Origin of the sequence: Kitasatospora sp. NPDC001540, assembly GCF_042894345.1 — a bacterium.
In the GTDB taxonomy this organism is placed as follows: Bacteria; Actinomycetota; Actinomycetes; order Streptomycetales; family Streptomycetaceae; genus Kitasatospora; species Kitasatospora phosalacinea_C.
In genome coordinates this window covers 129,232-141,847 of record NZ_JBIAVO010000020.1, presented here as the reverse complement: position 1 = coordinate 141,847, position 12,616 = coordinate 129,232, and the positions used below count along the sequence as shown (strand labels likewise).

The following is a 12,616-nucleotide window of genomic DNA, read 5'->3' as shown; positions in this document are numbered from 1 at the left end:
CCCAGGGGCACAGCGCCACCCGCGCACGGTGACGGGACTCCGACGGTAGGCACGCCCCCGCCCCCCCCGGGGGGGGGGGGGGGGGGGGGCCCCGCGCCCCCCCCCCCCCCCCCCCCCCCCCCCCCGCTCGCTGCCCACAGGGTGTGGACGGGGCCGGTGGGGGCGGGCCCGGTGAAGGGGGGTCAGGCGGGGGCGTTGGGCTGTTCCGGTGAGGGGGAGGGGGTGGTGACGGGTTCTCGGATGCGGGGTGGGGGTGGGGGCCGGAGGGTGGAGGGGCGGGCTCCGGTGGGCGGGGCCGCGGCGAGGAGGCGGTGGATGAGCGCGGCGGATGTGCCGGTTCCGGACGGGGCCGCGACGGCGGCGGCGACGAAGCGGGTGAAGGCGGTGGCGACGCCCAGGATGACCTGGGTGACGCTGGCGCTGATGACGACCAGTTCGGTGGCGAGTCTGCGGTCCTCGCCGACGATGGCGGTGTACGGGCTGGCGTGCGTGTTCCTGTACGTGGTGCCGGCGATCGTGTTCCTGCTGCCGACGGCGCTGGTCTCGGCGGAGCTGGCGTCGGGCTGGGAGGGGGGCGTGTACAACTGGGTGGCCCAGGGGTTGTCGAAGCCGCTGGGGTTCCTGGCGGTGTGGTGCCAGTTCGCGATGACGATCTTCTACTACCCGAGCCTGCTGGCGTACGTGGCGAGCACGATCGCGTACGTGGTGGACCCGAGCCTGGCCAGCAACGGCCTCTACACGGCGATCGTGATCATGGTGCTGTACTGGACGGGCGTGTGGGTCTCCTCGCGGGGGACGGGCGCGGTGGCGGGCCTGGCCTCGTGGGGGCTGATCATCGGGACGCTGATCCCGGGCGCGCTGCTGGTGGTGCTGGGCTTCGTGTTCCTGGGGCAGGGCAACGCCTCGGCGGCGCCGATGACGGCGAGCCACCTGCTGCCGGCCTGGACCGGCCTGGCGAGCCTGGTGCTGATCGTCAACAACTTCCTGAGCTACTCGGGCATGGAGATGAACGCGGTGCACGTCTCCTCGCTGAAGAACCCGGGCAAGGAGTTCCCGCGCTCGATGTTCCTGGCGGTCGGGATGGTGCTGCTGATCTTCATCCTGCCGGCGCTGGCGATCAGCTGGGTGGTGCCGGCCGACCAGCTCTCGCTGACGGCGGGCGTGATGCAGGCGTTCGACGCGTTCTTCCAGTACTTCCACATCGGCTGGCTGACGCCGCTGATCGCGGTGGGCCTGGTGGCGGCCTCGCTGGGCGGCATGCTGACCTGGCTGGCCGGTCCGTCCAAGGGCCTGCTGATGATCTCCCGGCAGGAGGGCTACCTGCCGCCCTCGCTGCAGAAGCTGAACAAGCACGGCATCCAGCAGAACATCCTGGTCGCGCAGGGCGTGGTGACCACGGCGATCGCGCTGATGTACGCGCTGATCCCGAACGTCTCCAGCGTCTACTGGATCTTCTCGGTGATCACCACGCAGGTGTACCTGATCGTCTACCTGCTGATGTTCGCGGCCGCGATGCGGCTGCGGAAGCTCCAGCCGAACCACCCGCGCGGCTACCGCGCCCCCGCGCTGGGGGTGCTGTGCGTGGTGGGCCTGCTGGCGTCGGCGGCGGCGATGGTGATCGGGTTCGTGCCGTCCTCGCAGTTCGGCGGCGGCAGCATCTGGGCGTACATCGGGATCGTCGGCGGCGGCCTGCTGCTGCTGGGCGTGATCGTCCCGTTCGGTTTCCTGAAGGCCAGCAAGCCGGAGTGGCGCGATCCGGCGGTGGCCGCGGCCGTCGAGGAGGAAGCCGCATGACCACCCGGATGGCTTCGCAGCACAGGTGGATCTACGTCGGCGCGATCGTGGTGCTGGTCGCGATGGCGGTGGTCGGCCTGCTGACGTTCACCCAGCAGCACGCCACCAACGAGTCGTTCCGGAAGGCCGACGAGCTGATCTCGAAGCTGCAGGAGAACGGCTACCCGACGCCGGACCGGGAGCAGGTCGCCCGGACGCTGGGGACGGACGGCGGCGCGGTGTGCGAGGACCCGGCGAGTTCGCTGAAGACCGGCCTGCAGCGGGTGCAGATGTCGAACGGGGCGGCCGGCCCCGGGCAGCGGCCGATCATCGTGGCGGCCCGGACGGTGCAGGCGGAGGCGCTGGTGCTGAGCGTCTACTGCCCGGACCAGCTGGACGACTACCAGGAGAAGATCGAGGACATCAAGACCGATGACACGATCAGGAACTGAAGGGGAGCCGATGAGCAGTGACACCGAACTGGCCGCCCGCATCGCGGCGTTGATGCCGCAGGCGAAGCGGGACCTGGCCGAGCTGGTCGCCATCCCCTCGGTCGCCGACCCGCGGCAGCAGCCGCCGGAGAAGTGCCGCCAGGCCGCCGAGTGGGTGGCCGCCGCCTTCACCGACGCGGGCCTGCGGGACGTCCGGCTGGCGGAGACCCCGGACGGCAGCCACGCCGTCCTCGGGCACCGCCCGCCGCCGCCGGGCGCGCCGACCGTGCTGCTGTACTGCCACTACGACGTGCAGCCGCCGCTGGACGACGCCGCCTGGACCACGCCCCCGTTCGAGCTGACCGAGCGGGACGGGCGCTGGTACGGGCGCGGCACCGCGGACTGCAAGGGCAACGTCGTCATGCACCTCACCGCGCTGCGGGCGCTCGGCGACGACCTGCCGGTGGGGATCAAGCTGGTCGCGGAGGGCTCGGAGGAGCAGGGCACCGGCGGCCTGGAGGCGTACGTCCCGCAGCACCCCGAGGACCTGCACGCGGACGTGCTGCTGGTCTGCGACACCGGCAACGCGGCGGTCGGGGTGCCGACCGCGACGACCTCGCTGCGCGGCCTGGCGAACGTCGTGGTGACGGTGCGGACGCTGGAGTCGGACATGCACTCCGGGATGTTCGGCGGCCCCGCGCCGGACGCGCTGGCCGCGCTGATCCGGATCCTGGACTCGCTGCGCGACGCCGACGGCGGCACCCGGATCGACGGGCTGGACAACGCGGGGACGTGGGATGGCGTCGGCTACGACGAGCAGCAGTTCCGGGCGGACGCGGGCGTGCTGGAGGGCGTCGGCCTGATCGGTTCCGGGACGGTCGCGGACCGGCTGTGGGCCCGTCCGGCGGTGACGGTGCTGGGCATCGACTGCGCGCCGGTGGTCGGCTCGGCCGCGGCGATCCCCGGCACCGCCCGGGCCCGGGTCAGCCTGCGGGTGCCGCCGGGCATGGACCCCGGCAGCGCGCAGGACGCGCTGACCGCGCACCTGGTCGCGGCGGCGCCGTGGGGCGCGCAGGTGACGGTGGAGCCGGAGTCGAAGGGCTCGCCGTTCAAGGCCGCCACCGACGGCAAGGCGTACGCGGCGCTGGACGCCGCCGCGCGGGAGGTCTACGGGAAGCCGCTGTCCTTCCTCGGGCAGGGCGGGTCGATCCCGCTGTGCAACGTGCTGGCGGCGCAGTACCCGGAGTCGGAGATCATCCTGATGGGCGTGGAGGAGCCGCGCTGCCTGATCCACGCGCCGAACGAGAGCGTGGACCCGTCCGAGATCGAGCACATGGCCACCGTGGAGGCGCTGTTCCTGCGCCGCTACGCGGCCGCCGCCCACCGCTGAACCGAGAGGGAGCCCATGCCCGCGCCGTTCACCACCGCCGACTTCCAGGCCCGGATGGCCCGCGCCGCGACCGCCGCCGCGGACGCCGGGCTGGCCGGACTGGTCGTCACCCCCGGCCCCGACCTGACCTACCTGACGGGCTACCGGCCGACCGCGACGACCGAGCGGCTGACCGCCCTGGTGATCGCGGCCGGTGCCGAACCCGTGCTGCTGGTACCGAAGTTGGAGCGCCCGGATGCCGAACAGGCGCCGGGCGCGGAGGCCGTCCGGATGGCCGACTGGACGGACGGCAGCGACCCGTACGCGGCGCTCGCGCCGAACCTGGACGGCAACGGCCGGTACGGGATCTCGGACAACGCCTGGGCGATGCACCTGCTCGGGCTGCAGCAGGCGCTGCCGGGGAGCTCGTACGCGGCGCTGACGGCGGTGCTGCCGATGCTGCGGGCGGTGAAGGACCACGACGAGCTGGAGCGGCTGGCCGCGGCCGGGGCGGCGGCGGACCTGGCGTACGGGGAGATCCTGGGCGTCGAGTTCGCCGGGCGGACCGAGAACCAGGTGGCCGCCGACCTGGCCGCGTTCCTGGTCAAGCACGGGCACAGCCAGGTCGACTTCACCGTGGTCGGTTCCGGGCCGAACGGGGCCAACCCGCACCACGAGGCCGGGGAGCGGGTGATCGAGCGCGGCGACACCGTGGTGCTGGACTTCGGCGGGCTGAAGGACGGCTACGGCTCCGACACCACCCGCACCGTGTTCGTCGGCACCGAGCCGCCCGCGGAGGTGCTGGCCGTCCACGACCTGGTGCGGCGCGCCCAGCAGGCCGCGTTCGACGCGGTCGCGCCCGGGGTGACCTGCCAGGAGATCGACCGGGTCGCCCGCAAGGTGATCACCGACGGCGGGTACGGCGAGTACTTCATCCACCGGGTCGGCCACGGCATCGGGCTGACCACGCACGAGCCGCCGTACATGGTCGAGGGCGAGACCCAGCCGCTGGTGCCCGGGATGTGCTTCTCGATCGAGCCGGGGATCTACCTGCCGGGGAGGTTCGGCGTCCGGATCGAGGACATCGTGACGGTCACCGAGGACGGCGGGCTGCGGTTCAACGGGACGCCGCACGAGCTGGCCTTCGTGAACTAGGGGCAGGGGAAGGGCCGCCGGGGTTCCGGCGGTCCTTCGTCATTCCCCCGGGTGGAAGGCGCGGCGCAGCGCGGAGAGCAGGGCGCGCAGGGCCGGGGGCGGGGCGGGGCGGTTGACCAGGGCGAGCAGGGCCGGGGTGGTCAGGTCGGTGACGGGGACGGGGACGAGCGCCGGGAAGGCCTCGACCATCGAGCGGCTGAGCACGGCCACGCCGAGGCCGCGGACGGCCAGGTCGGCGATCGCGGCGGCGGCGCCCGCCTCCAGGGCGATGCGCGGGGTGAGGCCGCGGGCGGCGCAGTCGCGGTCCAGGACGGCGCGCAGGCCGGTGCCGCGGGGCATGCAGACCAGCGGGTGGGCGAGCAGGTCGGCGAGGGTGGTGGCGGGGGCGTCCAGCAGCGGGTGGCCGGGCGGAACGGCGGCGACCAGGGGTTCGCTGATCAGCACGTGCGCGTCCAGGCCGTCGGGGGCGGGGGCGGGGCGGCCGATCAGGGCGAGGTCGAGGGCGCCGGTGCGGACGTCCTCGGTCAGTTGCGCGGAGTCGCCTTCCAGCAGGGCGAGTTCGACGCCGGGGTGGGCCCGGTGGAAGGCGGCCAGGCCGTCGAACAGCGGGGTGAGGGTGCAGCCCGCGACCATGCCCAGGCGCAGGCTGCCGCGGACCAGGTCGGTGACCTCGCCGACCGCCTGCCCGACCGCCCGGGCGGCGGCCAGCGCCTGCCGGGCGTGCTCCAGGGCGGCCTTGCCCGCGACGGTGAGCGTCACCGCGCGGGCCGAGCGGTCGAACAGTTCGGCACCCAACTCCCGTTCCAGTTGCCGGATCTGGGCACTCACCCCGGACTGGCTGATGTGCACCCGCTCGGCGGCGCGGGTGAAGTTGCGCTCCTCGGCGACCGCGACGAAGTACTCCAGCTGCCTCAGCTCCATGAGTGTGGATTCTAGTTCGGATCGCAACCAGCTGTTGGACTTCTGACTGGGCCGAGGGGAGGCTGGAGGGGACGGACGACGAGAAGGAGGCAGCGGTGAGCGCGTACGAGAAGGCGATGCGGCCCGAGGACCTGACCCGGCTGTTCGTGGAGCGTTCCAACGCGGGCGACGCCGACGGGGTCGCGGCGCTGTACGAGGAGAACGCGGTGATGGCGTACCCGCCCGGGCAGCTGACGGTCGGCCGGGAGGCGATCCGGGAGCTGTGGGCGAAGGTGCTGGCCCACCGACCGCAGTTCACCCCCGAGCCGCCGCTGCCCACGCTGGCCGCCGAGGGCGTCGCGCTGACCGCGACCCCGCCGAAGGACGGCGCCGGGGCCCGCGCCCAGGTGGTGCGGCAGCAGCCGGACGGCAGTTGGCTGCGGCTGCTGGACCAGCCGGAGTTCCAGCGGCCGGACGGGGAGGCGTAGTCCGTCAGCCGGTCAGGAAGCGGGCCAGGGCGGCGACGAAGGCGTCCGGGTTGTCCAGCATGATGTTGTGCCCGCAGTCCGGGACGGGGAGCACGGCCACCCCGGCGTCCAGCAGTGCCTGCTCGCCGGGGTGCGGGCCGTCGGCCGCCGGGCGGAGGAGGAGCCGGGGGACGTCCAGCGCGGCCAGCGTGGCGCGGGCGGTGGGGGTGGTGCCGCGGACCAGGTGGACGGCGCTGCGGTGCAGGGCCTCGGGGCCGGCCAGGCGCATGGTGGACCACCAGTGCGGGGTGATCAGCTCGCGGAACTCCCGCCAGCCGCCCGCGAGGTACTCCTGCTCGGTGTAGGAGGCGATGCCGGCCCCGCCGGGGCGGCCGCGTTCGGGGGTGCCCGGGTCGAGGCTGGGGTCGACCAGCACCAGCCGGGCCACCAGCTCGGGGTGGCGCTCGGCGAGCAGGACGGCGACCGCCCCGCCCATGCTGTGGCCGATCACGTCGGCGCCCCGGACGTCCGCGGCCGCGAGCAGGGTGGCGAGCGCGTCGGCGTGCTCCTCCAGGGTGTAGCCGAAGTCGGTGGGGCGGTCGCTGGTGCCGAAGCCCAGCAGGTCGACCAGGAGCGAGCGGACGCCCACGAGTTCGGGGCGGGCCACCGCGGCCGCGTAGTACGGGGCGGCGGCGGCGCCGAGCCCGTGCAGGTAGACGCGGGGGCGGGCCGGGTCGCCGGGGATCTCGATCCAGCGCATCAGGGCGCCGCTGGGGGTCACTTCGACGGTGCGCACGGGTCGTCCTCCTGGGGAAGCGGCTGTGGTCTCGGGGTGAGGCCTCGGGTTGACGCCTCGGGTTGATGCCTCGGTGAGACTATACATCGGAGTCTATGTATAACGGGAGTGCGGGATGATGGTCGGGTGCTGGAACTGGCGATCCTCGGCTTCCTCTTCGAACGACCCCTGCACGGCTACGAGCTGAAACGGCGGGTGGCCCACCTGACCGGGCACGTCCGGCCCATCGCGGACGGCACCCTGTACCCGGCGATCAAGCGCCTGGAGAAGGCGGGCTGGCTGGAGCGGCAGACCGAACCCGGCAGCCGGGCCGCGCCCCGGCACGTGCTCACCCTCACCGCCGACGGCCGGGCCGAACTGCTGCGCCGCCTGCGGGAGGTGGACGGCACCGCGGTCACCGACGAGAACCACTGGTTCACCGTGCTCGCCTTCCTCCGCCACCTGGAACGGCCCGCCGAGCAGGCCGCCGTGCTGCGGCGGCGGCTGGAGTTCCTGCGGCAGCCCAGCAGCTTCTTCCACGACGACGCCGGACGGCCGCTCACCGCCGAGGAGCTCGACGACCCGTTCCGGCAGGGCCTGCTGACCGTGGCCCGCGCCACCAGCCGGGCCGAACTGGGCTGGCTGGAACGGACCTTGACCGATCTGGAGGAGCAGCCCGCGCACTGACCCCGGCCCGTACCGAACCGTGACACTTCTCCGGGCGTCGGGCCGAAACCCGGGCGCCACTCGGTGCGTGTACCTCTTCCGGAAGATCCGATGGAGGGGGAGCCGTCGTGCGACGGATGTCGATGGTGGGCGCGGTGCTGGGCGGGACGCTGCTGCTGGGCGCCTGCAGCAGCGGGGGTGCGGGCGGCGGCGCCGGGGGCCCGGCGGCCGGGGGCGGGCCGAGTGCCCCGGCGGCCGCGAAGGCCTCCGCGGCCGTGCTGTCGATCGAGCCCGGGGACGGCGCCAAGGACGTCGCCCCCGGCGCGGTCAAGGTCTCGGTGGCGACCGGGAAGCTGACCGAGGTCACCGTCACCGGCCAGGACGGCCGGCCGGTCGACGGCGCCCTCGCCGCCGACCGCCTCACCTGGACCCCGGCCGCGGGCGCCCTCGCGGTCGGCGCGACCTACCGGGTGGAGGCGAAGGCCGCCGACGCCGACGGCCTCGCCACCGCCGCCACCAGCACCTTCACCACCCTCGTCCCGCAACGGACCGTCAAGGTCGAGGACAACGTGGTGACCGGCCAGGACTTCGGCGTCGGCATGATCATCTCGGTGGACTTCGGCGGCCTGAAGGTCAAGAACAAGGAGGCCGCCGAGCGGGCGATCGTCGTCGAGGCCTCCGACGGCACCCAGGTCAGGGGCCACTGGTTCGAGAACGACACCCGGCTCGACCTGCGCCCCGCCGCCTACTGGAAGCCCGGCACCACCGTCCAGGTCCACCTGCGCACCAAGAGCGTGGAACTGGCCCCCGGCGTGTACGGCGCCACCCAGCGCGACGAGCACTTCACCGTCGCCCGCTCCCGGATCAGCGAGGTCGACGCCCGCACCCACCAGATGGTGGTCACCGAGGACGGCAAGCCCGACGAGGTCGTCCCGATCGTCGCGGGCACCGACGACAACCCGTCCTGGAACGGCACCATGGTCATCTCCGCCAAGAGCCCCATGGAGAAGATGACCTCCGAGGGCCAGACCAACCTGAGGGGCCCTGGCTACGAGGCGACGGAACCGCACGCGATGCGGCTGACCACCTCCGGCACCTACCTGCACGGCAACCCGGCCGCCCGCGGGGTGGCCGGGCGGGCGAACATCAGCCACGGCTGCATCGGCCTGCCCGACACCCCGGAGGGCAGCGACGACACCCCCGGCGGCCGGATCTACAACGCCTCGAAGATCGGCGACGTGGTGGTCGTCCGGAACTCGGTCAAGCGGGAGCCGCTCGACCCCGCCAACGGCCTCAGCGGCTGGAACCTGACCTGGGAGCAGTGGTGACGGCGCCCTGACGACGCCCTGACGACGCCCTGACGGCGGACGCCCACGGCGGCGGGCCAGCGGGCGCGGGCCTCAGCGGGTGCGGCGGCGGTAGTCGGCCGGGGTGGTGGCCAGGGTCCGGGCGAAGGCCCGGCGCATCGCCTCGGCCGAGCCGTAGCCGCAGGAGCGGGCGACCTGCTCGATCCCGTCCCGGCTGTCCTCCAGTCGGCGGCGGGCCGCCTCCAGCCGGGCCCGGGCCACGTAGCGGCCGGGGGTCGTGCCGACGTCCGCGGCGAAGACCCGGGCGAACTGGCGCGGCGACAGCGAGGCGCGGCGGGCCAGCGACTCCACCGACAGGTCCTCCTCCGGGTGCTCGACGATCCAGCGCTGCACCTCCCGGACGGCGTCCCGCTCGGCGAACTGCGCCGACAGCTGGGTGGAGAACTGGGCCTGGCCGCCCGGGCGGCGCAGGAACACCACCAGGCTGCGGGCGACCGCGAGCGCGACCTCCCGGCCCAGGTCCTCCTCGACCAGGTGCAGGGCCAGGTCGATGCCCGCGGTGACCCCGGCCGAGGACAGGAAGCGGCCGTCCCGGACGTAGATCGGCTCCGGGTCGACGGTCAGCTCCGGGTGGCGGGCGGCCAGCGCCGCGCTGTGCCGCCAGTGCGTGGTGACCTGGCGGCCCGCCAGCAGCCCGGCCGCGGCCAGCAGGAAGGTGCCGGTGCAGACCGAGACGACCCGCCGGGCGTCGGCCGCGAGGGCGGCGATCCGGTCGGTCAGGTCGGGCGCGACCTCGCCGCGGGCGCCCGCCCCGCCCGGGACCAGCAGGGTGTCGGCCGGGGCGGCCAGGTCGAGGTCGGTGTCGGGCAGCAGGGCCAGGCCGCTGCCGCTGCGCACCGGACGGCCGCCCGGCGAGGCGGTGGTGACCCGGTACCCGGCGCCGTGGAACACCTCCAGCGGGCCGGTGACGTCGAGGCTCTGCACCCCGTCGAACAGGACGATCAGCACGCTGCGGGAGGACATGGCCCCACCCTGGCGGGTGCGGCCGGTGGCAGCAAGGACACGTACCCCACCTTTCCTGCCACCGGGTCAGCCGTCGAGGCGCTTGTAGTAGTAGGTGGTGGCGGCGAGCGTGCCGTCCGGGGTGGCGGCGTGGTCGGGGACGGTGCCGAACGCCGTCCAGCCGGAGGTGCGGTAGAGGTGCTCGGCGGCGCTGCCGGTCTGGGTGTCGAGCAGCAGCAGGGTGGCGCCGCAGCGGCGGGCGGCGTCCTCGGCGTGCCGCAGCAGGCGGCGGCCGAGGCCCGCGCCGCGGGCGTCGCGGTGGACCAGCAGCTTGGCGACCTCGGCGCGGTGGCGGCCGTTGGGCTTCTCCTCGCGGACCAGCGAGACGGTGCCGAGGACCCGCCCGGCGGCGTCCTCGGCGGTCCAGAGCAGGCGCGTCCCGGCGGCGACGGACGGGCGCAGGCCGTCCCACCAGGCGGCGGCCTCGCGGTGGTCCGTCCCGGCCAGGAAGCCGACCGAGGCACCGTCGGCCACCGCGTCCAGCAGCAGGTCGGCGAGGGCGTCCCGGCGGGCGTCCAGGGCTTCGGGGGTGAGCGGGTGGACGGTCGGGACCGGGGGCGGGGTCATGGCAGCACCAGGGCGATCAGGTAGCGGGCGGGGCGGGGGCCGGGGCAGTGGAACCCGGAGGCGCCGTGCAGGCGGTAGCGCAGGCAGTCGCCCGCGGCGAGACGGTGCGCGGTGCCGTCCAGGGTCAGGTCGAGCGCGCCGTCCAGCACCCACAGGTGGTGCTCCAGGCCCGGGACGGGCGGGGCCTCGTAGCGGATCTCCGCGCCGGGCGGCAGGGTGCCCTCGACCAGCTCGGCGCGCAGGCCGGGGTGCGGGGGCGAGACCGAGCGGCGGACGAGGCCGGTCGCCGGGTCGTGCCAGCGCGGCTGCTCGGCGGCGCGCAGCAGGCCGGGCGGCTCGGACTCGACCTCGGCCAGCAGCCGGGAGACGGTGCGGCCGTACGCGGTGCAGAGCCGGCCGAGTTGGGCGGCGGTCGGGCTGAGTTCGGCGCGCTCCAGCCGGGACAGCGTGGAGCGGCTGGTGCCGCTGCGGCGGGCGAGCTCGTCCAGCGACCAGCCGCGTTCGGCCCGCAGGGCGGCCAGGCGGGCGGCCAGACGGCGGCCCTCCTCGTCCGGCAGTTCGTCGTTTCCCACATCCGGGACGATATCCCGAAATGGAGACGGGACGGAAGCGGGTCCGTCCGACCCGCGCTCCTCCGGGATGTCAGGAGTGGTTACCGTGGTGGGGTGTACCGGTTCCTGCTCAGCCCGCGGTGGCTCGTCGGCACGGTCGTCGCGGTGGCGGCGATCGTGGTCTGCCTGATGCTGGGCACCTGGCAGCTGGACCGCTTCGAGTCCCGGGTGTCGACCCACCAGGAGAACGGCCGGGCCGCCGCCGCCTCCGCGCAGGCCGAGGCGCAGCCGCTGGCGGCGGTGCTGCCGGACGGCGCGGCCAAGGTCGGCACCGACACCGTCGGCCGGACGGTCCGGGTCACCGGCGCGTACGACGGCGCGCACCAACTGCTGGTCCCCGGACGGACGGTGGACGGTCACCAGGGCTACTACGTGCTGACCCCGCTGGTCACCGACGGCGGCCGGGCGGTCCCCGTGGTGCGCGGCTGGGCCGCGGGCGAACCCGGTACGGCACCGCAGGCGCCGACCGGGCAGGTCAGCGTGACCGGACGGCTGCAGGCCCCCGAGAACAGCGGCAGCGGCGGCGCGGTGGCGGGCGGCCTGCCCACCGGGCAGCTGGGCACGATCAGCCCGGCCACCCTGGTCAACGTGCTGCCGTATCCCGTGTACGACGGCTGGGTCGCGGCGGACGACGTCCCGGCCGGGCTGACGGCGGTGCCCACGGTGCAGCCGGAGGGCGGCGACGGGCTGAGCCTGCGGGCGTTCCAGAACCTGGGCTACACCCTGGAGTGGTTCGTCTTCGCCGGGTTCGTGGTGTTCATGTGGTTCCGGCTGGTGCGCCGCGAGGCGGAGGCCGCCCAGGACCGGGCCCTCGGCCTGGACCCCGTCCTGGACTGATCCCGGGCCGCTCCCCGCCCCGGACCGACCGCCGCTCAGCGGGACTTCGACGGCGAGGGCGCCGGGGACGGCGCCCCCTTGCCGCTGGGCGCGGCGCCCGCGCTCGGACTGCCGCACGGCAGCGGCGGGGCCGCGGCGCCCGCCCCGGTGCCGGTCGGCAGCGGCGTGGCGGTGCCGGCACCGGCACCGGCACCGGTCGCCGGGGTGGGGCAGCCGCCGTAGCCCTGGTAGCCCGGTGCGGGCGACGGGTTGCCGCAGTCGTCGACGTAGTCGTCGGTGCGGGTGGAGCCCGTGGTGCGGTGGTGGTAGTGGTGCACCGTGCTGCTGCCGCCGGTGGTGTGCTTGGAACCGGACGAACCGCCGGTGGACGAGCCGCCGGTGGACGAACCGCCGGTGGAGCCGTGGGACCCGCTGGAGCCGCCGCCGGACGAGCCGCCCTTGGAGGTGCGGCTGCCACTGGAGCCGCCCTTCGAGGTGCGGCTCCCGCTGGAGCCGCCGGCCTTGGCCTGCACGACGACACCGCCACCACCACCGCCGCTCCCGGCCAGGACCAGGCCGGTGTCGGCGGTGACGGCGCCCGCGGCCCGGACGCAGTCCTGGCTCCCGCTCCCGCTGCCCGTGGAGCAGCCGACCGCGGTCAGCAGCACGGCGCCGACCGCGACGACGGCCAGTGCGGCGCGTCCGCCCATCAGTTGT

Annotated in this window: 14 protein-coding genes; 8 read left to right on the top strand and 6 right to left on the bottom strand. The window is 74.7% G+C overall.

Translation table 11 applies throughout. From position 1 onward, the window contains the following. The first annotated feature begins 315 nt into the window (after positions 1–315). The 4 genes from ACFY00_RS23395 to ACFY00_RS23380 are packed head-to-tail and all read left to right on the top strand — an operon-like array spanning position 316 to position 4,728. Positions 316–1,794, top strand: coding sequence for an APC family permease (locus tag ACFY00_RS23395; RefSeq protein WP_388033459.1), 1,479 nt, complete (start codon positions 316–318; stop codon positions 1,792–1,794). Further along, on the top strand, positions 1,791–2,225 hold the full coding sequence (locus ACFY00_RS23390; RefSeq protein ID WP_388033457.1) for a hypothetical protein: 435 nt from the start codon (positions 1,791–1,793) through the stop codon (positions 2,223–2,225). Before ACFY00_RS23395 ends, ACFY00_RS23390 begins: the two co-directional genes overlap by 4 nt. A gap of 10 nt (positions 2,226–2,235) precedes the next feature. Further along, positions 2,236–3,594: a dipeptidase gene (locus tag ACFY00_RS23385; protein ID WP_388033455.1), complete on the top strand. Its 1,359-nt coding sequence runs from the start codon at positions 2,236–2,238 to the stop codon at positions 3,592–3,594. Between the two features lie 15 nt (positions 3,595–3,609). After that, the gene (locus ACFY00_RS23380; protein ID WP_388033454.1) at positions 3,610–4,728 is read left to right on the top strand and encodes an aminopeptidase P family protein; all 1,119 of its coding nucleotides are present in this window, start codon (positions 3,610–3,612) and stop codon (positions 4,726–4,728) included. A gap of 39 nt (positions 4,729–4,767) precedes the next feature. Here the strand turns inward: ACFY00_RS23380 and ACFY00_RS23375 are convergent, their stop codons facing one another. After that, on the bottom strand, positions 4,768–5,649 hold the full coding sequence (locus tag ACFY00_RS23375; RefSeq protein ID WP_388033452.1) for a LysR family transcriptional regulator: 882 nt from the start codon (positions 5,647–5,649) through the stop codon (positions 4,768–4,770). Between the two features lie 116 nt (positions 5,650–5,765). Between ACFY00_RS23375 and ACFY00_RS23370 the strand changes: the two genes are divergently transcribed. Then, entirely contained in the window at positions 5,766–6,116 is a 351-nt protein-coding gene (locus ACFY00_RS23370) for a YybH family protein (protein WP_388033469.1), read from the top strand. 4 nt (positions 6,117–6,120) lie between these two features. Here ACFY00_RS23370 and ACFY00_RS23365 read toward each other — a convergent pair whose 3' ends face one another. Continuing rightward, positions 6,121–6,891 (bottom strand): alpha/beta fold hydrolase, encoded by a 771-nt coding sequence (locus ACFY00_RS23365; RefSeq protein WP_388033451.1) that lies wholly within the window; start codon positions 6,889–6,891, stop codon positions 6,121–6,123. Between the two features lie 126 nt (positions 6,892–7,017). Between ACFY00_RS23365 and ACFY00_RS23360 the strand changes: the two genes are divergently transcribed. Next, a complete protein-coding gene (locus tag ACFY00_RS23360; protein ID WP_388033450.1) occupies positions 7,018–7,557 on the top strand; it encodes a PadR family transcriptional regulator in 540 nt (179 codons plus the stop codon). A gap of 116 nt (positions 7,558–7,673) precedes the next feature. Then, positions 7,674–8,864, top strand: a complete 1,191-nt coding sequence (locus ACFY00_RS23355) for an Ig-like domain-containing protein (RefSeq protein ID WP_388033467.1) — start codon at positions 7,674–7,676, stop codon at positions 8,862–8,864. Positions 8,865–8,936: 72 nt separating this feature from the next. Here the strand turns inward: ACFY00_RS23355 and ACFY00_RS23350 are convergent, their stop codons facing one another. The 3 genes from ACFY00_RS23350 to ACFY00_RS23340 all read right to left on the bottom strand — a co-directional run bounded on the left by ACFY00_RS23350 (position 8,937) and on the right by ACFY00_RS23340 (position 11,044). Continuing rightward, positions 8,937–9,866: a GlxA family transcriptional regulator gene (locus tag ACFY00_RS23350; RefSeq protein ID WP_388033448.1), complete on the bottom strand. Its 930-nt coding sequence runs from the start codon at positions 9,864–9,866 to the stop codon at positions 8,937–8,939. A gap of 66 nt (positions 9,867–9,932) precedes the next feature. Then, complete coding sequence (locus tag ACFY00_RS23345) at positions 9,933–10,472, bottom strand: GNAT family N-acetyltransferase (protein WP_388033446.1); 540 nt, start codon at positions 10,470–10,472, stop codon at positions 9,933–9,935. Beyond that, positions 10,469–11,044, bottom strand: coding sequence for a helix-turn-helix domain-containing protein (locus tag ACFY00_RS23340; protein ID WP_388033445.1), 576 nt, complete (start codon positions 11,042–11,044; stop codon positions 10,469–10,471). The genes ACFY00_RS23345 and ACFY00_RS23340 overlap by 4 nt, the downstream gene beginning before the upstream one ends. A gap of 93 nt (positions 11,045–11,137) precedes the next feature. Between ACFY00_RS23340 and ACFY00_RS23335 the strand changes: the two genes are divergently transcribed. Further along, positions 11,138–11,920, top strand: a complete 783-nt coding sequence (locus ACFY00_RS23335; RefSeq protein ID WP_388033443.1) for an SURF1 family protein — start codon at positions 11,138–11,140, stop codon at positions 11,918–11,920. A gap of 35 nt (positions 11,921–11,955) precedes the next feature. On the opposite strand, the gene ACFY00_RS23330 is transcribed toward ACFY00_RS23335, so the two are convergent. After that, positions 11,956–12,609 carry a hypothetical protein gene (locus ACFY00_RS23330; RefSeq protein WP_388033441.1) on the bottom strand — a complete coding sequence of 218 codons (654 nt, stop codon included), beginning with the start codon at positions 12,607–12,609 and terminating at the stop codon, positions 11,956–11,958. Positions 12,610–12,616: the final 7 nt, after the last annotated feature.

Bases quoted from the DNA above. Each gene is read 5' to 3' on its own strand.
- ACFY00_RS23395 (WP_388033459.1), top strand. From the start codon at position 316: ATGAGCGCGGCGGATGTGCCGGTTCCGGACGGGGCCGCGACGGCGGCG.
- ACFY00_RS23390 (WP_388033457.1), top strand. From the start codon at position 1,791: ATGACCACCCGGATGGCTTCGCAGCACAGGTGGATCTACGTCGGCGCG.
- ACFY00_RS23385 (WP_388033455.1), top strand. From the start codon at position 2,236: ATGAGCAGTGACACCGAACTGGCCGCCCGCATCGCGGCGTTGATGCCG.
- ACFY00_RS23380 (WP_388033454.1), top strand. From the start codon at position 3,610: ATGCCCGCGCCGTTCACCACCGCCGACTTCCAGGCCCGGATGGCCCGC.
- ACFY00_RS23375 (WP_388033452.1), bottom strand. From the start codon at position 5,649: ATGGAGCTGAGGCAGCTGGAGTACTTCGTCGCGGTCGCCGAGGAGCGC.
- ACFY00_RS23370 (WP_388033469.1), top strand. From the start codon at position 5,766: ATGCGGCCCGAGGACCTGACCCGGCTGTTCGTGGAGCGTTCCAACGCG.
- ACFY00_RS23355 (WP_388033467.1), top strand. From the start codon at position 7,674: ATGTCGATGGTGGGCGCGGTGCTGGGCGGGACGCTGCTGCTGGGCGCC.
- ACFY00_RS23350 (WP_388033448.1), bottom strand. From the start codon at position 9,866: ATGTCCTCCCGCAGCGTGCTGATCGTCCTGTTCGACGGGGTGCAGAGC.
- ACFY00_RS23345 (WP_388033446.1), bottom strand. From the start codon at position 10,472: ATGACCCCGCCCCCGGTCCCGACCGTCCACCCGCTCACCCCCGAAGCC.
- ACFY00_RS23330 (WP_388033441.1), bottom strand. From the start codon at position 12,609: ATGGGCGGACGCGCCGCACTGGCCGTCGTCGCGGTCGGCGCCGTGCTG.